We start from the raw sequence: 20,560 nt of genomic DNA, 5'->3' as shown, positions 1-20,560 counted from the left end.
GCATGCGCTCTCTTCTCAGGCCAAGTCTCTCAAGTCGCGCTCAGACCTGATCTGAAGCGAGGACATGATGAGCGAAATCGTCGCCGCTCATGAACGCCGCCGCGTCTTCACGGAAAAGCCAAGCGCCACACGAATGTTTTCCATGGCCATAGTGTGGCCGAAATCCCGCCAAGGTTGCATCATTTGGTTCGAGGCCGTTCAGGCCGAGGCTGGCGGCTGCCGACGCGCCCAGGCCGCCGCCGGTGTGGCGGTCTTTCACCCGGCGCCTAGCGGAGGGTTCGCGCCGCCCGCGCGCGCGACGGACCGGAATCGCGCGAAGCGCTCCGCCACCCCACCGGGGCCATCGCCCACGAGCCGATCCCGCCCAACGAGGCTGCCGGCTTCGGCCAGCGCCGCGAGGCAGGCCAGCGGCCAGGCTGCGCCCGGCCAGGCGAACTGCGCCGCCTGCCGCAGGTGGTGGGCGCGCACCGCGGCCGACCTGAGAGCGGGCCAGTCGGATTTGGCCCCCACGAACCGCTGCGCGGCCGCCACCTGCACGGCGACGCCGCGGAGCAGCAGGCGCTCTCCCGCCAGCTCGGCGAGGGACTGCGTCGCCACCATCGGCGACAGCATGGCGATATCCAGCAGATGGCGCACGGGCAGGTCCCCGCGCCAGAAGGCGCCCTCGTGGAACTGGTCGTGCAGGGCCAGCATGCACACCTGGGCGGCGGGCCCGGGCGTCCAGGCCCGGACGCCGTCCCAGTCGACCGGCCGCAGATCCTGCAGCGGCGCGGGAGCGCTCAGCGGGCCGGGCGGCCGGCGGTGCAGGTCGAGGACACCCACGTCGCTGGGCCGGCCGAGCTCCGCCACCACGTGACGCCATGGCTCGTCAAAGCGGGCCAGGACCTGGAAATCCGCCGCGGCGAGCGCGTCCATGGCCCGGGCGGCCTCGTGCGGCTGGACGAGAAGGTCAAGGTCATTGAGCATCCGGTCGAAGCCGGCCGGCCGGCCGAGGCTGATCCACAGGGCCGCCCCCTTCAGAAGGATGGGCTGCAGTCCCGCGGCGTTCAGCACCGCGAGGGCCTCGCGGAGCTGGGCGAACAGGCGGCGGTTGCGTTCACGGTTCCGCTGGAAGACGTCCTCGAGGAAGGCCTGCAGGTCCACGGGCAGGCGGCGCAGGGCCCCGCCGCCGACCAGCGCGGCATGGAGCTGCGGCGTCACGAGGTGTTCGTTGGCGAGCTCCACCACCTCGGGCCAGCTTGTCCGCTCGAACGGCCGACCGGCGAGGGCGGCGGACAGCTGCCGCAGGACCTCAAGACGGCGCAAGGGCCAGCCCCTCCAGGACAGGGATCGCCTCGCGCGCGTCGGAATAGACCAGCCGTCGACAGGGGATGCGCTCGAGTCGATCGACGAGGGCGCGCAGGGCGTCTCCGGTGAGGGACCAGCGCCCCGAGTGCGCGCCGGCCACCAGGGCCCTCAGGCCGTCCAGGGGCGAGAGGGGGTGCAGCCCCGCCGGCGCGCCGCTCTCTCGCGAGAGGACGACGACGGCGTCCAAGGTCCGCGGCGAGCGGTCGGCGAGGTCCGGCGGCAGGAGGTAGCGCACCTGCTGGCCATCGTTGCGTATCCATGACGGCAGGGCTGCAAACCCGGCCCATAGCGCGTCCAGCAACGGCCAGGCGCCGGACTTCGCGCAGGCGGCGAAGGTGACCGGGGAGGCGCGGGCGTCCGGCCAGACCCGGACGATGTCATCGCCGCCGAAGGTCCATCCGGCCGCCGCCATAGCCAGGCCGAGCGTCGACTTGCCGGCGCCGGGGTCGCCGGTGAGGAGCAGGCCGCGCCCGTCACGAACGAGCATCGCGCCATGGGCCAGGAAGCCACCATCGACCGCGCCGAGGTACAGTTCCGTGAGCAGCGCCTTGAACTGGGGCGCAAGGCGCTCGCCCGGGCACGCGGAGCGGATGACTCCGTTGAGGAAGAACAGGAACAGGTCGCCGTGCGCGACGACGGAGAGCCGATCCGCCGGCGCGCCCGCGCCGTAGAACGGGCGGGCCACCAGATCGCAGGCTGCCGGCGGCAGGCCGTGGAACGCGATCTCCAGCGACAGCTCGTCCAGGTGGAGGCGACGCCTGTGGTCGGGAACGCCGGCGATCTCCCGCAGCGCCGCGCATGGCGCGAGGAGCCCCGCGGTCATCCAAGCCGCGGCGGACGCGCAGACATGGGCGCGAGCCTCGGCCGGCGCGAGGCCGAGCCGGCGCAGGTCGCGGTCCGCCCCCACCACCCCGGCCCCGGACGTGAGCGCCTGCCACACCAGGTCGGCGGTGTCGTTGAGCTCGAAGAGCTGCTGGCGCCGTGCGTCGTGGAGGATCGCGCGGTCGCCGACACGCAGGCGCGTCACATGGCCTGGAGCCGCGAAGGTGACCGCCTCGCCCTCTTCGGCGGGGGCCGCCAGCCCTGGGTCCTGCCGCCACACCACGCTCACCTCGTTGGGCGCCGGCCGGTCGCCGCGCCCGCCACGCATGGCAGGCCGCCGCGGCGCCCGAGGCGTCATTTGGCGAATGGCCCGCGTCCTCAGATCTCCGCCGTGCGGCGGCGCACGCCCTCCCGGCCCGCGCCGAGGCCAGCGACCGGCCGCGGCGGCTCATAGCAGCAGGCCACCGCCAGCCGCGCCCTGTTGTGCAGTGTCACCGATCCGGCCTTCAGGGTGATGCTGCCCTCTTCCCGGAGCGCCTTCAGCGTGCGGTTGATGTGCACCACGCTGAGCCCCAGGGTGTCGGCGAACAGCTCCTGGGTGAGCGGGATGCGGAAGCTCTCGTCGCGCACCAGGCCGGCCGCCTCGAGCCGCTCGCACAGCTCCAGCAGCAGATGCAGCACCCGCTCGCGCGCGGTCAGCCGGCCCATCCGGACCATGTGATCGTACAGCCGCTCCTCCCGCCGGGAGGCCGCTGCGGCCCGCTCGGCGGGCGTGGCGGGATCGGCCGCCTCACCCTCGGCCTCGACCGCCTGAAGGCGCGTCAGGGTCATGACGCCGCGGGCGCCGAGGTCTCGGGTCACCTCCGTGTCGACCACGTCGCCGGGCAGCAGGAATCCGAAGATCTGCCGACGACCGTCCGGGAGGATCCTCAGCTCGCAGGCCCAACCGGACACGATCACCAGCCGGCGACCTCGGCCCGGGCCCGACTCCACTCCCATCTGCACGCCGGCCGGATAGCGCTCCACCCGCCGCCAGAACGCACGCACCCGTTGCACGTCGTCGCTGTCCGCCGGCGCGACGCAGGACGCCCCGGCGGGCGCGGCCGATCTGGATGCGATGTAATCCAACTGCCCCATCGAAGACCCTCCAGCTCTGCAACCGAGAGGCGCCGCCCTGCGGCCATGCCACCCGCAGCGCCTGCCGATCATCTCCGGGCGGAACGGCGCCCGGCAGGTGAGACGGTGGCGCCGGGCGGACGAGCCCGCAGCCCCAAGATTGGGTAAATTTCTGGTTGAATTTCCGCCGCCTGCCGGCTGCGCGCGGCGACCGCGGCGCGGCTCGCGCCCTGACCCGGATCTACAACATGGGCTATGAAAAGCGCGCCGGCGACCGCACGAGCGCCTGTATTCGCCAACCTGCGGCAAGTTCACGAGCCCGGTCCGTTCAATATCTTGTGTGATCACCGACCGGAATGATCTCAGGTTCTGCGGTCCGGAGGGTCATCCTCCAAGACCATCCCTGGAGGGGTATCCATGAACTTGAAGCTCTTCGCCACGACATCGGCGTTCATCCTCGCGGGCGCACTCTACAGCCCCGCTTTGGCGCAGACCGCCACTTCCACAACGCTCGACGCCACGGCCACAGGAACGGCCGACGGCGGCGCGGCCGCCGCGAGCACCAACAACTCGGGAAACGACAACTCGGATAACTCGACGAACAACTCCGGCAACGACAATTCGACGAGCACGGACAGCTCCACCAACGACTCCGGAAACGACAGTTCGACGAACAACTCCGGAAACGACAACTCGACCAACACCGACAGTTCGACGAACGACTCCGGAAACGACAGCTCGACGAACAACTCCGGAAACGACAACTCGAACAACTCGACGAATGATTCGGGTAATGACAACTCGAATAACTCGACGAACGACTCCGGAAACGACAACTCGACCAACGATTCCGGAAACGACAATTCGACCAACAACTCCGGCAATGACAATTCGGACAACTCGACCGACAACTCCGGAAACGACAACTCCACGAGCGATTCCGGCAACGACAACTCGACCAACAACTCGGGCAACGACAATTCGACGAATGACTCCGGCAACGACAACTCGGTCGACAACGCCGGGAACGACTATTCCGACAACTCCACCAACGATTCCGGCAACGACAACTCCAGCAACGTGACCACCATGTCCACGCAGGAGCTCACCGGCACCGTGACGGGCATCACCGTCACCTTCGGCGACTCTTACGCGGACGGCGGCGACGCCGCGGACGGCGCCACCGGCGGACCGGGCGGCGCGGGCGGCGGCGCGACCCAGGGCGTGGTCACCACGGGCGCCATCACCATCGATGGCGGCTCGTTCGCGAACTTCGCGGGTGTGCAGACGGCGAGCTTCAACACCGGCGTGGGTTCCCTGAACCAGTCGGCCACCTCGCTCTCGGCCAACGCGAACATCAGCTTCGGCGCGCCGACCACGGGCACGGCGCCCTGACGGGGGGAAACCGCGGCGGGCGCAAGCCCGCCGCGGTCACCTGGTCCTGCCGAAACCTGGAGAGAGACCGTGCATCGCCTTCTGTCGCCCGCCCTGTGGGGCGCGGCCGTCCTGTTCGTCTGCAGCCCCGCCGGTGCGGACCCTCCTTCCTCGCCCGAGGCGCCACCGCCCGACGCTGCGAGCGCCGACGCGGCCGACGCCGAGCCGCCGACGCTCGGCGTGGACGAGATGAGCGCCATCCGGGGCGGCGACGGCGTCAGCCTGCAGGTGCTGTCGAGCCAGCAGCTCACCGCCACCAGCAGCGGCAACGTCGTCAACGCCGGGTCCCTGAGCTCCGGTCCGGTCAACTTCTCGCCGGAGGCCCTCAGCGGCTTCACGGGCGTGGGGAACTTCGTGATCAACACCGGCGCCAACAACACGCTGCAGGGCGCGATCAACGTCAGCATCGGCACGGCGCCGACCCCGTGATGCGGCCCGCGCACACGCTCCTGGCGGCGGGCGGCGCCCTCGTGATGGCGGCCGCTGCAGCCCCCTGCATGGCTCAGGCGCAGTTCAACAGCAGCGTCGGCGCCTTCCGGGCCAAGGTCACCAGCCTGCGGGACATGCCGTTCCGCACCGTGGTTCGCCAGCAGTACGACTACAGTTGCGGTTCGGCGGCGCTGGCCACCCTGCTCCACTATCACTACGGCCGGCCGGTGAACGAGGCCCAGGTGTTCCGGGCCATGTACGCCGTCGGAGACCAGCCGAACATCCGCCGGCTCGGCTTCTCGCTCATGGACATGAAGACCTACCTCGCCGCCATCGGCCTGCGGTCCGACGGCTACCGGGAGTCCGTCGCCCAGCTCGCCGCCCGACGGACACCGGCGATCGTGATGATCAGCATCGGCGCCTACCGCCACTTCGTCGTGGTGAAGGGCGTCCGCGGCGACGAGGTTCTGGTGGGGGATCCCGCACGAGGCCTCGCCGCCTACCCCCTGCGCGAGTTCGCGAGGATGTGGAACGGCGTCACCTTCGTCATCCATCCCGCCGCGGCGCCGGGCGCCTTCAACGTCGCCGCCGAATGGAACAGCCTCCCACGGGCGCCGCGCCGGCGGCTGGACGACACCAGCCTGGCGAGCTTCACCCGCGAGCTTCCGCCAGTCTACCAGATCACCCCCCTTGTGGTGTCCGGCCAATGAGACGCCTCGTCCCCCCGCTCGCCGCCCTGCTTCTCGCCGCCGCCACGCCGGCCGCCGCGGAGGAAGCCGCCCCGCGGCGGCTGGCCGACGCCGAGCTTGCCGCCGCCCGCGCAGGCCTGATGACCCCCCTCGGTATCGAGGTGGGGTTCGCCGCCTCCGTGCAGACTTTCGTCGACGGGCGGCTGGTCCTGGAAAGCTGGGTGGCGTGGTCGGAGACCGGGCTGACGACCCGCACGGCAGGCGCGGACGGGACGCCGCTGCCGGCCGGCACGCCGTTCTTCGACGCGCCGGCGGCGGGCGGAGGCACGACCCAGGTGCTGCACCATATCGGCGAGGATCGGATCGCCAGCGTCGTCCTCAATACGGCAAATGACAGGGCGATCCGCCAGGTCACGGACATCATGCTCTCCGTGCCCGAGCTCCAGCAGTTCCAGCGACAGGTCGCCGTCGAGCGCACCGCCCTGAACCTCGACGCCGCGGTGAGCGCGGCGTTGCGGGACGGAACGCAGCGTTGAGGCGCCGCATCGCCACGATCGCTGGAGCCGGCGGATCGCTCGCCGCGGCGCTCCTCGCCGGCGCAGCCGGGAGCGCGGCGGCGCAGGACGCCCCGCTGGCCACCCGCCCTCCCGAAGTCCGCACCGCCGGCGGAGAGCTCGACGAGATCCGCGCCGAGCTGGCCCGGCAGGCCGGGCTGATCGCCGACCAGCAGCGGGAGATCCAGGCGTTGAAGGCGGAGCGGGACGCGACGCTGGCGGAGATCCGCGCGCGCGGCGCTCCCTCCCCCTTCGCCGCCCTCGCCCTGGCCCAGGCCGCACCCGCGCCCGCGCCCCGGGCGACGGTCGTGCTTCCGAGCGCGCCTGTGGGGGAGGCGCCGGAACCGACACGGGCGGAGGTTGCGGCGCTCCCGCCGGAGCTTGGGGTTCTCACAGCCCCGGGCACGCTGGTGATCGACCCATCGCTGGAATACGTGCGCACGAGCAACAACCGCCTCGTGTTCCGCGGCGTCGAGATCGTCCCCGGCGTCCAGCTCGGCGTGATCGAGGCCAGCGACGCCGACCGCGACACCGGAGTGGCCAACATCGCCGCCCGCTACGGCCTCACCAACCGGCTCGAAATGGAGCTGCGCGTCCCCTACGTGGTGCGGCACGACCGCATCACGACCCTCGCCCAGCGCGACGAGACCATCTCGCGCAATATTGAGCTCGACGGCCGGGGCCTCGGCGACATCGAGGCGAGCCTCCGCTACCAGCTCAACGGCGGGCGCAACGGATGGCCGGTCTTCGTCGCCACCACGCGCGTCAAATCCCCGACCGGCCTGGGACCCTATGAGGTCGACTACGACGAGTTCGGGGTTGCGAGCGAACTGGCCACAGGATCCGGCTTCTGGGCTGTGGAGGGCGGCCTGACCATGCTCTACCCGTCGGACCCGGTGGTGATCTTCGGCGCCCTCACCTACCTGCACAACTTCAGTCGGGACATCGATCGGGAGGTGGGCGGCGCCCTGGTGGGGCGTGTCGAGCCGGGCGCCTCGATCGGCGCTTCACTGGGGTTCGGCCTCTCGCTCAACCCGCGGTTCTCGGTCTCGTTCGGCTATACGCACAACTACATCCGGCGCACGCGCACCGAACTGGGCGCGACCGTACAGTCCTCGCAGCCGCTGCAGGTCGGCAACTTCCTGGTGGGCTCGTCCTATCGTTTCAACGAGCGACTGACGGTGAACGGCACCTTCGAGTTCGGCATGACCGCGGACGCCTCCGACGTGCGGATCATGCTGAGGACCCCCTACAGGTTCTGACCGGGCGTGGCGGAGCGGCCGACGGCCTTGAGCAGCCGGGCGCGGGCGCGGCTCACCCGGGCCTTCACCGCGCCGACGTCGCAGCCGCAGATCGTCGCGATGTCCTGATAGCTCTCCCCGCGGGCCACAAGGACCAGCGCCTGGCGGGAGATCTCCGGAAGCGCGTCCAGGGCCGCGAGCACCTCCATCGTCAGCGGGACCAGATCCTCCCTGTCGGGAGCCCGGAGCTGGGCCGCGTACCTTCCATCAACATCCTGGACCGGACGGGGCCGCGCCACGAACGACAGGAACTCGTTGCGCAGGATGCGGAAGAGCCAGCCCTTCAGATTGGTGCCGGGCTCGTAGCTCGCGCGATAGCGCCAGGCCTTCAGCAGGGCTTCCTGCACGAGGTCGTCGGCGTCCGCGGCCGACCCGACCAGCCCCACGGCGTAGGACCGCAGGGCGGGGCGAAGAACGCGCAGTTCCTCGAGCGGCCAGGTCGCGGATGGACCAGGCGCGCCCGGCGGCGGCCGCCCTCGTTCGGGCGATCCCACGCACGGAAAGGCTGGCAGGGACATCACAGCGCGCCCGGACAGGCGGCTTGGCCGCTGGCGGGAGACAGCCACGGAGCTGAAGGAGGCGAGGAGGCCTGCGCCGCGGCTTCTCTTCGAAGTCGTTCTGAGGCGCAGCCCTTCGCCTTGAGATCGTCGCGAAGCAAACACCGCTCACGCGCAGGTATACTCGACGCCCAACCCATTTCCATCCCTATTGTATTCTAGACCACACCGCCGCCGAAAACACGCGTGGGTGGCAATTTCATTACAAGGAGGGATATCGAATGGGCGCGTTACTTTCTATAAACTGGGATAACGATGCTCGCGATTCGGCGCGCACCACATCAAAGGAGGCCTCGCGGTTCGGCTAGCATTGCGCCAGCCCACCGGGCGAATGCAGGAGTTGCGCGGGCTCGGTGGGGATGTTCAGCAGCCGCATCAGTTGCTCTCGTGCGCGGCTGACCCGGCTCTTCACCGTTCCGGCGGCGCAGCCCAGAAGATCGGACGCCTCCTCGCAGGTGAAGCCCAGCGCCACCGTCATGAGGAGGGCTTCCCGGTTCCCGCCCGGCAACTGGGCCAGAGCCTCGAGCATCTGGGAATAGGTCGCGCGCCACTCCTGATCCGGCTCGCAGGTCCGCAGGTCCTCGAACTCGCCGTCGCCGTTCTGGATGACGGGCAGACGCCTGGCGCGCTGGCTCAGGAACTCGTTGCGCATGATCTTCATGACCCACGCCTGCAGTTGGCTGCCTTCCTGATAGCTGTTTCGGAAGCGCCACACCCTGACGAGGGTGTCCTGCACCAGATCATCTGCGCTCGTTCGGCAACCCGTCAGAGCGGTTGCGTAGTTACGCATCTTTGGAATCAACGCGATAACGCTATCCCGAAACATGTCGGCCATAGTGCTCCCCTCCCGAGCAGGAAGACGGCGAGCACTTCAACTCGCCATCACCCCGCCAACCCTCGAAAAGGCGCCAACGCTTCCTGAGAAGCCGCACCAACACCTGCTGTCAGCAGGCTCCTCTAGTGATCCACCCACATAGATGCCGAACAACATCAAATGTTGTCGAACCCGATTGTTCGCCCAACTTGTAGAAAGCTGAATGCGACCCTGAATTGGTGGGATGGGCGCTCACCCGGGCGCGGCCAGGGCGAGGACCGCCCCCCACCAGAGGCCGAGAGCAGCCCCGCCCGCGGAAACAAGCTTAGCTTGCGATGCTGTTTCGTGAGGCGGCTCATGTCGGCTCTTGCCGAAGGCGAGCGGGGAGAGCGCACACACGCCGGGGTAGTCCCAGCGCGACCAGGAGCTGGCCTCTCCATCCAGATCCAAACCGCCGCTCCCAGCCAGCAGCGCCCCTTCAGCGCCCCCGTCGAATTCTATTGCAGGTTGTCCTGGGGCTCGCCCTTCAAGCGAAATCACAAGCGCGTGATCAGATCGGGACGAGAAGTCCGCAAATATTGTCTCCTCAAAATCAGGCGCCGAACCGCTCGAGCTCTCTCTCGATATGAACATCGCCAAGACCTTGGGCGGCGCATCCGGGAGCTCCTCATGTCAATCAGGCGCCCGCCTCCTCACGTGGAGCGGACCCGTGTCGTACGGCTGCTGACGACGAAGCTGTCGGCTATCCGCCCGTTCAGCGCGGCGGAACATCAGGGCTTGGCGGGGCTTCCCTTCACGCTGGAGGCGTTCCGGCGGGAGAATGCGATCGGGCTCGCGGGCGGCTCGATGGGGGACCTGATGATGATGGTCCATGGTTGCGCCGCCCGCTCGAAGGTCACGCGGTGGGGCGGACATCCCATCATCGGCTTCCTGCTGCCGGGCGATCTGTTCGACTGGCCGCTGTTTTCGCTGAGGGCGTTCAGCCCCGGGGCCCGCGACGCAGTCCTGGACCACAACATCACCTCGATCAGCCGAAGCGTGGTGGCCGTGTTCCGGGCCGGCGCTCTGCTGGACCTGTTCGACGACTTCCCCAGTCTCCGCCAGACCTTCGAGGCGGCCGCCCTGATCGACCAGAACATCGCGCGCGAGTGGCTCGCCAACCTGGGCGCGCGGCCGGCGGCCGAGCGCCTGGCCCATGCGCTCTGCGAGCACTTCCATCGGATGAAGGCCGCCGGCCTCGCCGAAGGCTCGACCTGCCACGTCCCCTTCAGCCAGGCGCGCCTCTCAGCCTCCCAGGGGCTCTCGATCGTCCACACCAACCGCGTGCTGAAGCGCCTGCAGGAAGACGGCTTGCTGCAGCTCGACGGGCGGGTGCTGCGGATCCTCGACCAGCGGCGCCTGGAAGGCTTCGCCGACTTCTCCCCGACCTATCTGAACTGGAGGCTGTAAGCCGCGGAGGCGCCGACCGCCTGGCCGCCGCCCTCGCGGTCCACAGCGCCCAGGTCGCCGTGCCGGCGGCCCGCGCGGCCCCCGTCCAGGCCGGCCGCCAGCGCGACCGCAAAGGCCTGGGTGAGGCTCGTGACCCCGAGCTTCCGCAGCACCCTGCTGCGATGCACCTCCACGGTCCGCGGGCTGATTCCCAGGGCCCGAGCCACCGCCTTGTTGGAGCCGTCGGTGATGAGCAGCCGCAGAACCTCCGTCTCCCGCGACGTCAGAAGCGAGAGACGGGCGGCCGCCTCTGAGGTCCCCGGACCGTCGGCCGGCTCGCTCGACGCCTTCGGCGGAGAGACGTCGGTGACGAGGTAGAGCATCCAGCCGCGGCCTCCGACGCCGACCGCAACCACCATGGGGCTGATCAGTCGCCCGTTCCAGCGCGAGAGGGTCACGGAGCCCGTGCGAACCTCCTGCCGCTCCGTCGGAGCCGCGCCGGGGAGCGGCAGGCGGAGTCGAGGGGCCGGCGCGCTGCCGGGCAGGCCGAGGAGGTCCAGCAGCCGCCGGTTGGCCGCCAGCACCACGCCCTCCTCGTCCGTCACGGCCGCAGGGATCGGCACTGTCTCGATGGCGGCGTTCGCATAGGCCTCGTCCTGTCCCGGCGTCCCCCGAAGCCCTGCCGACGATCGCCGGATCCTCAACGACTCGCCGGTTCCCCAGGCCGAGGCCGCACCCGAAAACGGCCGATCGACGCCACCCGCGAACGTCGCGCCTTCTGGCGCAATCCGAGTATTCCGCGTCACTAACATTAGCCCACCTCCTCACCTGCTGAGAGCATGTTCCCAACAAGAGATACCGTCGTTTGTTGAACTCGGTTCCATCATTTGGGGGCGTAATTTTGGCGATCTCAGGTCCTGTGCACGTACGGGCCACGTACGGGAAATCCCTCACTTTTCATGGTGAACGTCGTGGCGAATGTTTGCGGGGCGGCTTGAAGACCAGCCTCCATTGCGCAGGATCGCCATGCCTTCCAATGATGCAGGACACTCGCACTCCCCCGCCGGAGAGCCGGCCCGGATCCCCCGCACAACCTCGGAGCGGCCGCGCTACGCGGGCGTGGAGCCCGGTGGATGGTTCCTGGCCGACCCGATCCCGGTCCTGATCGTCGACCCCGCGGGGGTGCTGGCGCAGGCCAACCCTGCCGGTTGGCGGCTCCTGGAGCAGGGCGCGGCGGCGGCGCTCCGGCGTGAGCGCCTGGTCTTCGCCGACGGGGACGCGCAGTTCGCCTTCTCCCGCGGCCTCGCCGAAGCCTCGCTAAGCGGCGGCGCCCGGGTGATCCTGCGCGGCGCCGACGGGGAATGGCGGCCGCTAGAACTCCTGGCCTGGCCGACCCGGCCGAGCGACCTGGTGTTCGTCTCCTTCCCTGGCGAGCCCCGCCCACTGCAGGACGTGGAGGCGGTGATGCAGGCCTTCGCCCTGACGGGCGCCGAGGGGGAGGTGCTGCGCCTGCTGGTGGGCGGCTCCGCGCCGAAGGACATCGCACGGCAACTCGGCGTTTCGACAAACACGGTGCGGGCGCACCTGCGGACCCTCTACCTGAAGATGCACGTGCGCGGGATCGCGGGCGTCCTCCGTCAGGTCATGCGGCTGGTGCGCTAGATGGCCCAGGCTTTCCACGGATCGTCCGCAAGCGCAGCGAACACGACATGGGCCGGAGGGCGCGAGCCATGCTTCCAGTGAGCGTCAATGCCGAGGCGGCGGTTACGGTCGAAACCATGCTCGCGCGCTGGGTCGACAGGGAGACCCGCGCGCGCCTCGTGGTGGACGAGCATCTCACGGTCTACTGGCTGAGTTCGTCGGCCCAGGAGTTCCTGCGGCGGGACGCCAGCATCGTCCACAGGAACGGCCGCCTGACCTCTCGCGACGCCAGGACCGATCAGGCCCTCCGGCGCTTCGTCGCGAGGGCGACCGAGCGCCTGAGCAGCGACTGCATCACCAACCACGAGACCGACGAACATGTCGTGCTGACGGCCGTGCGCCTGGAACGCCCCTGGCGCCACGTGGTCGGCCTTACGCTGCATCATGCCGGTCCCGGCTTCGACTTCGCCCTCGCCGACCTTGGACAGGCGTTCGGCCTGACGCGGAGCGAGCGCCAGGTCGCCACCCAGCTTCTGCACGGCCGCACCGCCGAGGAGGCCGCCCGGGCGCTTAACGTCACCGTCGACACGATCCGGATGCACATCAAGCGGGCGTACTGCAAGCTCGGCGTGGGATCGCGAGAGGCGTTCTTCCGCAAGCTCGCTCCGTTCGTCCTGCCCGGCTGAACACGTCGGGGCGAGCCCCGTCAGGCTCAACAGCAGCGCCCGCGTCGTTTGATAAGGCATGGCGCTGCGGCTCAGCCAGAGTGGGCGGGCGTCAGCACGAGCCCAACTCTGCGCCTCCAGTCGGCGCAGCTGCCGCGGCGACAAGGTGTCCCCGGTCCAGCCCTGGACCGGGGGCATGCCGACGGCGGGCGCGCCTCGGCGCGCGGGAGGGGCATCAGCTTGCGGGCGCGAGGGACATACACCATCAACTGGCGGCGGCTGAGCCTTGTCCTCGCCGTCGTCCTGGCCTGCGGCCTCTTCTGGTGGGCGGCCTTCCGCGCCTTTCAGGTGCTTTGGCAGGGCGCGGCCGGCTGATCGCCGCCCGATCCGACAGGCCCGCGGGCGGCGCCCCCCGACGCCGCCTCCGCCTCTCCGTCCATGCGCCGCCGTCCACGGAACCGGATTGGCATCGGAGCGGTACACAGCTGTATGCATGAGCTCAGCCCCGAGCCGATCCACCAGGACCCCCTCTTCGTCGTCAATGACGAGGGTCTGGTCCTCATCCTGTCCCCCACCGGCGGCGCGATCCCGCTGACCGCCGAGGCGGCGGAGCGAACCGCCGACCGGCTATGGCGGGCCGCCGCCGCCGCTCGGGTCGCCGACGAGCTGGAAGGCTCGGGTCTCCTGCTGAGGCACTAGCACGGGATTCCGGTCATGCCGCCGCGGGCGCGGGGAGCAATCCCCGCCGGGTGGAGAGGCGACAGACCAGCCCGTCCGGCTCGAAGCGGAGATCCACCGGCGCGCCCAGTTCGGCCGAGAGCGCCTGGCGCAGGAGCCGGGTCCCGAAGCCGCTGCGCGTGGGCGCCGTCACCGCGGGACCATTCCGTTCCCGCCACTCGAGGGTCAGCTCGCGGACCTCGCCCCTTTGATCGACGGGGCCTACGTCCCAGCGCACCTCCACGAACCCCTCGTCCCGCGCGAATGCGCCGTACTTGAGGGCGTTGGTCGCCAGTTCGTGCAGCGCAAGGGAGATGGCCAGCGCCACTTCCGGGGCCAGACGCACGGCGGGGCCCACGGCGATGATCCGGTCGCCCTGGTCGCCCTGATGGGCGCGCAGGGTCTGCTCCACGAGGTTCGGCAGGTCCGCCCCCGACCAGCCCTCCGCGTTCAGCACGTCGTGGGCCCAGGACAGTGCGAGCAGCCGTCCTTCGAAATCCTCGAACAGGCGCCGCAGCTCCGGCCTGCTGCGGAGGGTCTGGCGCGCGATGGATTGCACCGTCGCCAGGGTGTTCTTCACACGATGGTTGAGCTCGGCCACGAGCAGGCGCTGCCGCTCCTCGGCGCGGCGTCGCTCCGCCACCTCCTGCTGAAGCGCGTCCTCGGCGGCCCGGCGCTGGGTGACGTCTATGGTCACGCCGGCGAGCCGCAGGGCCTCGCCAGCGGGGCCGCGCTCCGCCACCACGGCGCTCGCCTCGAGCCACCGGACAGCTCCGTCGGCGGCCACGACCCGGAACACGAACTGGCCTTCGCCGTCCGCGCGGACGCGCGACACCGCCTGCTGCAGCCCGGGCCGATCCTCGGGGACCACGAGATCGACCCAGTCTCGCGGGACCAACGCACTGCTCCACGGCCGTGGAATGCCGATGAGGTCGCGGGCCGCATCGACGTCCGTCCAGCGCAGCGCTTCGCCCGCTCTCCACTCCCAGGTCGCCGCGCGGGCGGCGCGGTGCGCCAGCATGAGGCTCTCGTTGAGTTCCCGGGTCCGCTCCTGCATCCGGCGGGCCGCCGCCTGAAGGCGCAGGTCGCGCGTCGCGTCGCGGGCGAGCACCGCCGATACTTCGGTATCGCAGACGAGCTCCACGTGCAGCCACAGGCCCGGCGCGGGAGACAGGACCGCCTCGGCCGGCGTGGCGTGTGACAGTGCGCGGCGGAACCTCCTGCGCGTGGCGGCGTCAAAGAAGCGGCCGGCATGATCCCAGAAGTTCGCACCCTCCGCGGCCGGCTGGCGCAGCAGTTCGCGCTGCGCCACGGGACTGCAGAACCTGACCCGCCATCGGCGATCGACGAGGATCAACCCTCGGTCGGCGCGGCGCAGGAGGATAGACCAGGCGGTGTCCGGAACGCCGGTTCCCAGGCGTTCCATGGGTTCGGGGGAGCCATGTTCCACCGCCGACACATCGAGTCCTATTCACCCGCCGAAGGAACACCGGCGCTCACGGCGACAGGTTACTGCGCCGCGCAGGACGCGGTGGTCATCATTTGACGCAACGCCGCGCCGCCAGCCGTGTTGGAAAGAAGCGCGGCCGGAGCCCCCAATCTCCTTCCGCCCCCTGGCGCCCCCCGGCGCACTCCATAGCCCCCGGCCACCCCCCGACGGCCGGGGGCGACCTTTTGGGGCCGGAGTTCGGCCTCTCTCTCTGACGGCTCAGGGCCCGACGGCGCGGCGATAGAGCCGCCACGTGGCGTGGCCGAGCACCGGCATCACCAGGATCAGACCGGCCAGGGCCGGCAGCGAGCCCAGCACCAGGGCGCCGGCGACGATCAGCCCCCACAGCGCCATGGTTCCCGGATTGGCCCGCACGGCGGCGACGGAGGTCTGCACCGCGCGCACCACGCCGACGTCACGGTCGAGCAGCAGGGGGAAGGCGAACACACTGACCGCCAGCGACGTGACGGCGAAGACGAAGCCGACGCCGATCCCCACCACGATCATCGCCCAGCCGGCCGGCGTGGTGAACACCTCCGAGAGGAAGGCGCTCACGGACCTGGGCGGCTCGGGCCCGAGCGTCACCTGATAGATGCCATAGGCGGCGCCGAGCCAGAGGAAGAACAGCGCCAGCAGGCCTGCGCCCAGCGCCATGATCGAGCCGATGGCCGGAGAGCTCAACACCTGCCCCACCGCCGTCCAGGTCACCGCCTCTCCCCGCTCCCGGCGGCGGCTGATCTCGTAGAGCCCCACCGCCGCGAGCGGCCCGAGCAGGGCGAAGCCGGAGATCAGCGGAAAGACCAGCGGCAGGAGTTCGTAACGGAAGGCGAGTGCGGCGAGCACCAGGCCCGCGACGGGGTAGACGATGGCCAGGAACGGGACGTCCGCCCGCCCCGCACCGAGATCGGCGAGGCCCTCCCGGAGCGCCTGGCGCAGGTCATCCGGGGTCAGGCGCCTGACGTCGGGCCGCGGGCCGGCGTGCGCCCCCCGTCCGGTCGACAGCGCCCGGTCGGCCATTGAGACGCTGCGGCTCAGTCCGACGATGAGGAATTCGAAGGGGTTTTCGATGTGGCGTGGCGCGGCCATGCGCGAGCTCCCGTCTTATGGGCGGCGGCGGCGCGGTCCGGCCACGAGGACGACCCGGAGCGAACGCACCACAGTCCTCACCCGTCGAGGCTAACACAGCGCTCCGGCGCTGTCGCCGAACGGACGAACACGGTTCCGCGACGTTGACAGGGGCGGGCGCGGGCGCATCCTCCGGCGCTTCGGGAGGAGCAAGACATGTCCGCGACCGAGGGCGAGGCCGATGGAGGCCGCCATCTGTCCATCGACGCCGTGCGCGGGTTCGCCGTGCTGGGCATCCTGCTGATGAACATCGTGGCGATGGGGCTGCCGTCGTTCGCCTACATCCTCCCGACGTTCGCCGGCGGCGCCGAGGGCGCCGATCTCTGGACCTGGGCGGCCAACAACGTGCTGGTCGACGGCAAGATGCGGGCGCTCTTCACCTTCCTGTTCGGGGCGAGCGCCGTCCTCATCGCGGAGCGGGCGGCGGCGGGCCGCGGCCTGTCGCCGGCGCAGACCCACTACCGCCGCATGCTGTGGCTGGCGGTGTTCGGCCTGCTGCACGCGGTGCTCTTCTGGTACGGTGACATCCTGGTCACCTACGCCGTCGCCGGCCTCGTGATCTTCCCGTTCCGCAAGCTCTCCCCTCGGATCCAGATCGCCATCGGCGCGGCGGTGCTGCTGGCGCTGCTGGGCAAGAACCTGTGGCAGGCAGCAGAACTCGAGGGCCTGCGGTCCGCCGCGCTGGCGCCCGGCGCCTCGCCCGAGCTGGTGGCGGCCTGGCGCGAGGCCAGCAGCTTCGTCGCACCGCCGCCCGGCGCGGCGTCCGCCGAGCTGGCCGGCTTCGGCGGCGGCTTCCTCGACACGGTCCAGGCGAGGCTCGGCCTGCTCAGGATGTTCTACACCTACTTCCTGCCCTGGGACGCCGTGCCCGAAGCCATCGGCCAGATGTTCATCGGCATGGCGCTGTTCCGGACGGGCTTCTTCACCCTGCGGTGGAGCCGCCGGGCCTACGCGGCGGCCATCGCCTTCGGCTACCTGGTCTGCGTACCGCTCAACGCCTGGCTCGCCTGGGGAATGTGGCGCAGCGGCTTCGACCCGCTCGTCCTGCACGAGCTGCAGGTCTGGCAGCAGGTCACGCGCCCCTTCATCGCCCTCGCCCACGCCGCCGTCCTGTTGCTGGTGGTCCAGGCCGGCTGGGCGCGGTGGCTGGTGGAGCGCCTGGCCGCCGCCGGCCGGATGGCGTTCAGCAACTACCTGATGAGCTCGATCATAACCGCGGCGGTGTTCGGCGGCTGGGGGCTCGGGCTCTTCGGGGAGCTGTCGCGCTCCCAACTGCTCTGGGTCGTGGCCGGGGTCTGGGCCTTCATCCTCGCGTGGAGCGCGCCGTGGCTCGCGCAGTTCCGATACGGCCCCTTCGAGTGGGCCTGGCGCTCGCTCGTGCAGTGGAAGCCGCAGCCGCTCCTGCGCGCAGGGCCGAGAGCCGCCGCGCCCGCCGAATGAGGGCGACTAGCCGGCCAGCGAAAAGGCGACCTGGAGGCCGCCAGCCACGGGGAAGATCTCCATCTCCAGGGCGCGACCGAGCGCCTGCGAGTGGAGCCGCCGCTTCTCGGGCGCCATGGACCGAAGCGCCCGCTCCAGCGCCTGGTGCACCTCAGACCCCACCGACTGCGGATAGACCTCGAGGTAGCCACGGCCGATCATCTCGTCCCGGGTCTTGCCCAGCGAGCGCAGCATGACGTCGTTCACGGACACGAACCGCAGGTCGTGGTCCAGCATGCAATGTGCAGGTCTGTCGCTGAGCGGCACGGATTTCCCCCGCGCGCCGCTTAGCAGATGGCGGCCCCCAAGTCGCCGGGGATCGCCGGGTTTCAGCGGATGGCGACGGCTCCGGTCTCCGGGGCGTAGCGACGCAGCGTCGCCCGCAGGATCTCGGTCTCGAGCATGAGGTCGCCCACCAGTTCGCGCAGGCGGCGGTTCTCGGCCTCAAGCTGCTGCGCGCGGCTGTTCCGCGCGGCCGGGGTGACATAGCTCACCTCATCGTTGCACGGCGCCGGCGCCACCTGCAGACGGTGCGGCTCGGCGCGGGGCGTGAGTTCGCACCTGTCGGTGCGCTGCACGAACTCACTGACCGACGAGACGCGCGGCGCGCGCCGACGTTTCCGGAAGAGGCCAAATCCCCAAGCATGAACCGACCGCGGGCGCATTCGTCCCCCAAACGCTCACGATGTCCGGCATTGACGAGCTGCTGCTCCTCACACGCCCCCGAACAGCATTATCCGAAATTAAGGTGAAGCTTGCAACCTTCGATAGCGAGCGCTTCCTGGCTGGGCTGTGCCGCAGGTCACGTCAGCAGCCCTGGGGCGAGTGCGTCAGGTTCGGCCCGGCGTCACGTCTCGCAGGGAATCCGGCCGCAGCTCGGTCTCCGGCTCCAAGGCGGGACGGCCATGCCGGCGCTCGATGTCCCGCTGCAGCGCCCGCGCGGCCATCCGGTGGCCGCGGAAGAAGGTGTCGATCGCCCAGCCCACCACCGGCACGCCGGAAAAGGCGCTGTCGGCCGCCAGCCAGGCCGCCATCCGGCCGAGCGTCGCCTTGGAGGCTCCGGACTGCGTCGCCTCATACAGGAGCAGGCCGCCGGCCCCCAGGGAGTAGATCGTGCCGACGCCCGGAGCCCAGGCCAGCACGCCGTCCAGCCCCAGGCCCCACGGGCCGATGCGGATCATGTCGTCCGACAGCCGTCGGATCCGGTCGGCGGCGCGCCAGGCGCGGTGTGCGCGTTCCCGTGAAACCTCGTCCATGCGCTGACAACGCCGCGGCGCGCGCGAGGTTCTCCTGGCGGCCCCGCCGCGTCGCCGAGGTCGCGCGCTGGGGCGCTCGACAGGACGCCTGAGCCGCGTGATCCTCCAGGCCAGATCTCCGGGAGCCGCATGAGCACGACCCTGCCGCCCGTGGCCGCGTCCGACCCCTGCCGACGGGCGGTGCGCCGCGCCACCAGGCGGCTCATGCCGCTGTTCTGCCTGATGTACCTGATCGCCTACATCGACCGGCAGAACGTCTCCTACGCCAAGCTGGAAATGGTGGGCGCTCTGGGCTTGAGCGAAGCCGCCTATGGCCTGGGCGCGTCGCTGTTCTTCCTCGGCTACTTCTTCTTCGAGGCGCCCGCCAACCTGATCCTGGCCAAGGTGGGCGCGCGGGCCTGGTTCGCGCGGATCATGTTGACCTGGGGCGCGGTTACGGTGGCGCTGGGCTTCACCCAGAACGCGGCGATGTTCTACGTGCTGCGCTTCCTGCTAGGCGCGGCCGAGGCCGGCTTCTTCCCCGGCGTGCTCTACGTCCTGACGCTCTGGTACCCGCAGTCGGACCGCGCCCGGATGGTCGGCCTGTTCATGGTCGCCAGCGCCGTGGCCAACGCAGTGGGCGCGGTGATCGGCGGCGCCCTGCTCGACCTCGACCAGACGTTCGGCCTGGCCGGCTGGCAGTGGGTGTTCGTGGCGACGGGCCTGCCGGCGGTCCTGCTCGCGCCCTTCGTGCTGCTCTGGCTGCCCAGCCATCCCGGCCAGGCGCGGTGGCTGCCGCAGGACGAGCGCGAGGCGCTGCTCGAGCGCCTCCGCCTCGACACCGGCGAGATCCCCGCCCATGACGGCGCGGCCTGGCGGACGATCTTCGACCTGCGGGTCCTGCGGCTGGCGGGCCTCTACATCGGCCTCCCTCTGGGGGCCTACGGCCTGAGCTACTGGCTACCTACCATCGTGCGGGGCTTCGGGGTCAGCCACACGGTCAACGGCCTGATCAACATCGCGCCCTGGGCGCTGGTGGCGCTGGCGCTGTGGCTCTACCCCCGCACGCGCGCCGGCCACGAGGCGCGGGCCATCGGAGTCGCAGGGCCCCTGTTCGTGGCCGCCGCGGCCCTGGTGCTGAGCGTCATGGCCCCCTGGCCCTGGCTGCAGTTCGCGCTGATCTGCATCGCCGCCCCGGCCATCTTCATCGGCCAGCCGCTGTTCTGGAGCTGGCCGCCGCGCTTCCTGCTCGGAGCCCACGCGGCGGCCGGAATCGCGGCCATCAACTCGATCGGCAACCTCGGCGGCTTCGCGGCCCAGAACCTGGTGCCGGTCGTCCGCGACGTCAGCGGCAGCGACCTGGCTCCCATGCTGGCGCTCGCCACCGCCCTGGGTCTGGCCGGCGCGCTCATCATGCTCGACCGCCGCCGCCTTGAGGCGCCGCTGGGCGGATAGCGTCTCAGCCGGCCCGGTGCGGCCCGAGCGGAGCCGGCCTGCTGGCCCTCGACACCGCCAGGCGCCATCAGTCGCGGACGCCCTGCCGCCGCGACACCGCGGCGGCGTGCGGCCTTCGGCATCGATCGCCATGCCGCTGATGTCGGCGGGTGGCGGCCGTTCCGGGCGTCCGTGACCTGGACCAGCTCCCGAGGACAGCCGGCGACACCAGTGGGCGCGCCTATGTCCCAGGCGGCATGAACGCGCCTATGTCGATTTCCGCA

Annotated in this window: 24 protein-coding genes; 12 read left to right on the top strand and 12 right to left on the bottom strand. The window is 70.5% G+C overall.

Features of this window, described 5'->3' with window-relative positions; translation table 11 throughout:
* Window positions 1-40 precede the first annotated feature (40 nt).
* The 4 genes from ACE3Q8_RS17610 to ACE3Q8_RS17595 are packed head-to-tail and all read right to left on the bottom strand — an operon-like array spanning window position 41 to window position 3,306.
* Window positions 41-259, bottom strand: a complete 219-nt coding sequence (locus ACE3Q8_RS17610) for a hypothetical protein (protein WP_374471599.1) — start codon at window positions 257-259, stop codon at window positions 41-43.
* The gene (locus ACE3Q8_RS17605) at window positions 256-1,305 is read right to left on the bottom strand and encodes a nucleotidyltransferase family protein (RefSeq protein WP_374471598.1); all 1,050 of its coding nucleotides are present in this window, start codon (window positions 1,303-1,305) and stop codon (window positions 256-258) included. Before ACE3Q8_RS17605 ends, ACE3Q8_RS17610 begins: the two co-directional genes overlap by 4 nt.
* Window positions 1,292-2,497 carry a hypothetical protein gene (locus ACE3Q8_RS17600; RefSeq protein ID WP_374471597.1) on the bottom strand — a complete coding sequence of 402 codons (1,206 nt, stop codon included), beginning with the start codon at window positions 2,495-2,497 and terminating at the stop codon, window positions 1,292-1,294. Before ACE3Q8_RS17600 ends, ACE3Q8_RS17605 begins: the two co-directional genes overlap by 14 nt.
* 50 nt (window positions 2,498-2,547) lie before the next feature.
* Window positions 2,548-3,306, bottom strand: a complete 759-nt coding sequence (locus ACE3Q8_RS17595) for a Crp/Fnr family transcriptional regulator (protein WP_374471596.1) — start codon at window positions 3,304-3,306, stop codon at window positions 2,548-2,550.
* 402 nt (window positions 3,307-3,708) lie between these two features.
* On the opposite strand from ACE3Q8_RS17595, the gene ACE3Q8_RS17590 reads away from it, so the two are divergent.
* The 5 genes from ACE3Q8_RS17590 (at window position 3,709) to ACE3Q8_RS17570 (ending at window position 7,653) form a co-directional block, all read left to right on the top strand.
* Window positions 3,709-4,680 (top strand): hypothetical protein, encoded by a 972-nt coding sequence (locus ACE3Q8_RS17590; RefSeq protein ID WP_374471595.1) that lies wholly within the window; start codon window positions 3,709-3,711, stop codon window positions 4,678-4,680.
* A gap of 69 nt (window positions 4,681-4,749) precedes the next feature.
* Entirely contained in the window at window positions 4,750-5,148 is a 399-nt protein-coding gene (locus tag ACE3Q8_RS17585) for a hypothetical protein (RefSeq protein ID WP_374471594.1), read from the top strand.
* Window positions 5,148-5,858 carry a C39 family peptidase gene (locus tag ACE3Q8_RS17580; protein ID WP_374471593.1) on the top strand — a complete coding sequence of 237 codons (711 nt, stop codon included), beginning with the start codon at window positions 5,148-5,150 and terminating at the stop codon, window positions 5,856-5,858. Before ACE3Q8_RS17585 ends, ACE3Q8_RS17580 begins: the two co-directional genes overlap by 1 nt.
* On the top strand, window positions 5,855-6,373 hold the full coding sequence (locus tag ACE3Q8_RS17575) for a hypothetical protein (protein WP_374471592.1): 519 nt from the start codon (window positions 5,855-5,857) through the stop codon (window positions 6,371-6,373). The genes ACE3Q8_RS17580 and ACE3Q8_RS17575 overlap by 4 nt, the downstream gene beginning before the upstream one ends.
* Window positions 6,370-7,653, top strand: coding sequence for a transporter (locus ACE3Q8_RS17570; protein ID WP_374471591.1), 1,284 nt, complete (start codon window positions 6,370-6,372; stop codon window positions 7,651-7,653). Before ACE3Q8_RS17575 ends, ACE3Q8_RS17570 begins: the two co-directional genes overlap by 4 nt.
* Here ACE3Q8_RS17570 and ACE3Q8_RS17565 read toward each other — a convergent pair.
* Both ACE3Q8_RS17565 and ACE3Q8_RS17560 read right to left on the bottom strand, forming a co-directional pair.
* Entirely contained in the window at window positions 7,641-8,210 is a 570-nt protein-coding gene (locus tag ACE3Q8_RS17565; protein WP_374471590.1) for a sigma-70 family RNA polymerase sigma factor, read from the bottom strand. The two genes, ACE3Q8_RS17570 and ACE3Q8_RS17565, sit on opposite strands and share 13 nt — an antisense overlap.
* Before the next feature lie 343 nt (window positions 8,211-8,553).
* On the bottom strand, window positions 8,554-9,084 hold the full coding sequence (locus tag ACE3Q8_RS17560) for a sigma-70 family RNA polymerase sigma factor (protein WP_374471589.1): 531 nt from the start codon (window positions 9,082-9,084) through the stop codon (window positions 8,554-8,556).
* 648 nt (window positions 9,085-9,732) lie between these two features.
* Here ACE3Q8_RS17560 and ACE3Q8_RS17555 point away from each other — a divergent pair.
* Entirely contained in the window at window positions 9,733-10,512 is a 780-nt protein-coding gene (locus ACE3Q8_RS17555) for a Crp/Fnr family transcriptional regulator (RefSeq protein ID WP_374471588.1), read from the top strand.
* Here ACE3Q8_RS17555 and ACE3Q8_RS17550 read toward each other — a convergent pair.
* The gene (locus ACE3Q8_RS17550; protein ID WP_374471587.1) at window positions 10,491-11,195 is read right to left on the bottom strand and encodes a LuxR C-terminal-related transcriptional regulator; all 705 of its coding nucleotides are present in this window, start codon (window positions 11,193-11,195) and stop codon (window positions 10,491-10,493) included. The genes ACE3Q8_RS17555 and ACE3Q8_RS17550 overlap by 22 nt on opposite strands.
* A gap of 322 nt (window positions 11,196-11,517) precedes the next feature.
* Here ACE3Q8_RS17550 and ACE3Q8_RS17545 point away from each other — a divergent pair, with 322 nt between their 5' ends.
* From ACE3Q8_RS17545 to ACE3Q8_RS17530, 4 genes are all read left to right on the top strand, one after another.
* Window positions 11,518-12,153 (top strand): helix-turn-helix transcriptional regulator, encoded by a 636-nt coding sequence (locus tag ACE3Q8_RS17545; protein ID WP_374471586.1) that lies wholly within the window; start codon window positions 11,518-11,520, stop codon window positions 12,151-12,153.
* A gap of 68 nt (window positions 12,154-12,221) precedes the next feature.
* Window positions 12,222-12,818, top strand: a complete 597-nt coding sequence (locus ACE3Q8_RS17540; RefSeq protein WP_374471585.1) for a helix-turn-helix transcriptional regulator — start codon at window positions 12,222-12,224, stop codon at window positions 12,816-12,818.
* 219 nt (window positions 12,819-13,037) lie between these two features.
* The gene (locus ACE3Q8_RS17535; RefSeq protein WP_374471584.1) at window positions 13,038-13,172 is read left to right on the top strand and encodes a hypothetical protein; all 135 of its coding nucleotides are present in this window, start codon (window positions 13,038-13,040) and stop codon (window positions 13,170-13,172) included.
* A gap of 114 nt (window positions 13,173-13,286) precedes the next feature.
* Window positions 13,287-13,496: a hypothetical protein gene (locus tag ACE3Q8_RS17530; protein ID WP_374471583.1), complete on the top strand. Its 210-nt coding sequence runs from the start codon at window positions 13,287-13,289 to the stop codon at window positions 13,494-13,496.
* A gap of 13 nt (window positions 13,497-13,509) precedes the next feature.
* Here ACE3Q8_RS17530 and ACE3Q8_RS17525 read toward each other — a convergent pair whose 3' ends face one another.
* A complete protein-coding gene (locus ACE3Q8_RS17525) occupies window positions 13,510-14,940 on the bottom strand; it encodes a sensor histidine kinase (RefSeq protein WP_374471582.1) in 1,431 nt (476 codons plus the stop codon).
* Between the two features lie 282 nt (window positions 14,941-15,222).
* On the bottom strand, window positions 15,223-16,089 hold the full coding sequence (locus ACE3Q8_RS17520) for a DUF2189 domain-containing protein (RefSeq protein WP_374471581.1): 867 nt from the start codon (window positions 16,087-16,089) through the stop codon (window positions 15,223-15,225).
* Between the two features lie 195 nt (window positions 16,090-16,284).
* Between ACE3Q8_RS17520 and ACE3Q8_RS17515 the strand changes: the two genes are divergently transcribed.
* Window positions 16,285-17,568 (top strand): DUF418 domain-containing protein, encoded by a 1,284-nt coding sequence (locus ACE3Q8_RS17515; protein WP_374471580.1) that lies wholly within the window; start codon window positions 16,285-16,287, stop codon window positions 17,566-17,568.
* A gap of 6 nt (window positions 17,569-17,574) precedes the next feature.
* Here ACE3Q8_RS17515 and ACE3Q8_RS17510 read toward each other — a convergent pair whose 3' ends face one another.
* The 3 genes from ACE3Q8_RS17510 to ACE3Q8_RS17500 form a co-directional block, all read right to left on the bottom strand.
* The gene (locus ACE3Q8_RS17510; protein ID WP_374471579.1) at window positions 17,575-17,844 is read right to left on the bottom strand and encodes a PAS domain-containing protein; all 270 of its coding nucleotides are present in this window, start codon (window positions 17,842-17,844) and stop codon (window positions 17,575-17,577) included.
* Window positions 17,845-17,936: 92 nt separating this feature from the next.
* On the bottom strand, window positions 17,937-18,185 hold the full coding sequence (locus tag ACE3Q8_RS17505; protein WP_374471578.1) for a hypothetical protein: 249 nt from the start codon (window positions 18,183-18,185) through the stop codon (window positions 17,937-17,939).
* Window positions 18,186-18,437: 252 nt separating this feature from the next.
* On the bottom strand, window positions 18,438-18,863 hold the full coding sequence (locus ACE3Q8_RS17500) for a DUF4112 domain-containing protein (protein ID WP_374471577.1): 426 nt from the start codon (window positions 18,861-18,863) through the stop codon (window positions 18,438-18,440).
* 129 nt (window positions 18,864-18,992) lie between these two features.
* Between ACE3Q8_RS17500 and ACE3Q8_RS17495 the strand changes: the two genes are divergently transcribed.
* The gene (locus ACE3Q8_RS17495; protein ID WP_374471576.1) at window positions 18,993-20,297 is read left to right on the top strand and encodes an MFS transporter; all 1,305 of its coding nucleotides are present in this window, start codon (window positions 18,993-18,995) and stop codon (window positions 20,295-20,297) included.
* The last annotated feature ends 263 nt before the right edge of the window (window positions 20,298-20,560 follow it).

Source organism: Phenylobacterium sp. (assembly GCF_041913825.1).
Classification (GTDB): Bacteria; Pseudomonadota; Alphaproteobacteria; order Caulobacterales; family Caulobacteraceae; genus Phenylobacterium.
Note: the sequence above shows the minus strand (reverse complement) of the source record. Positions and strands in the feature narration are given on the sequence as shown.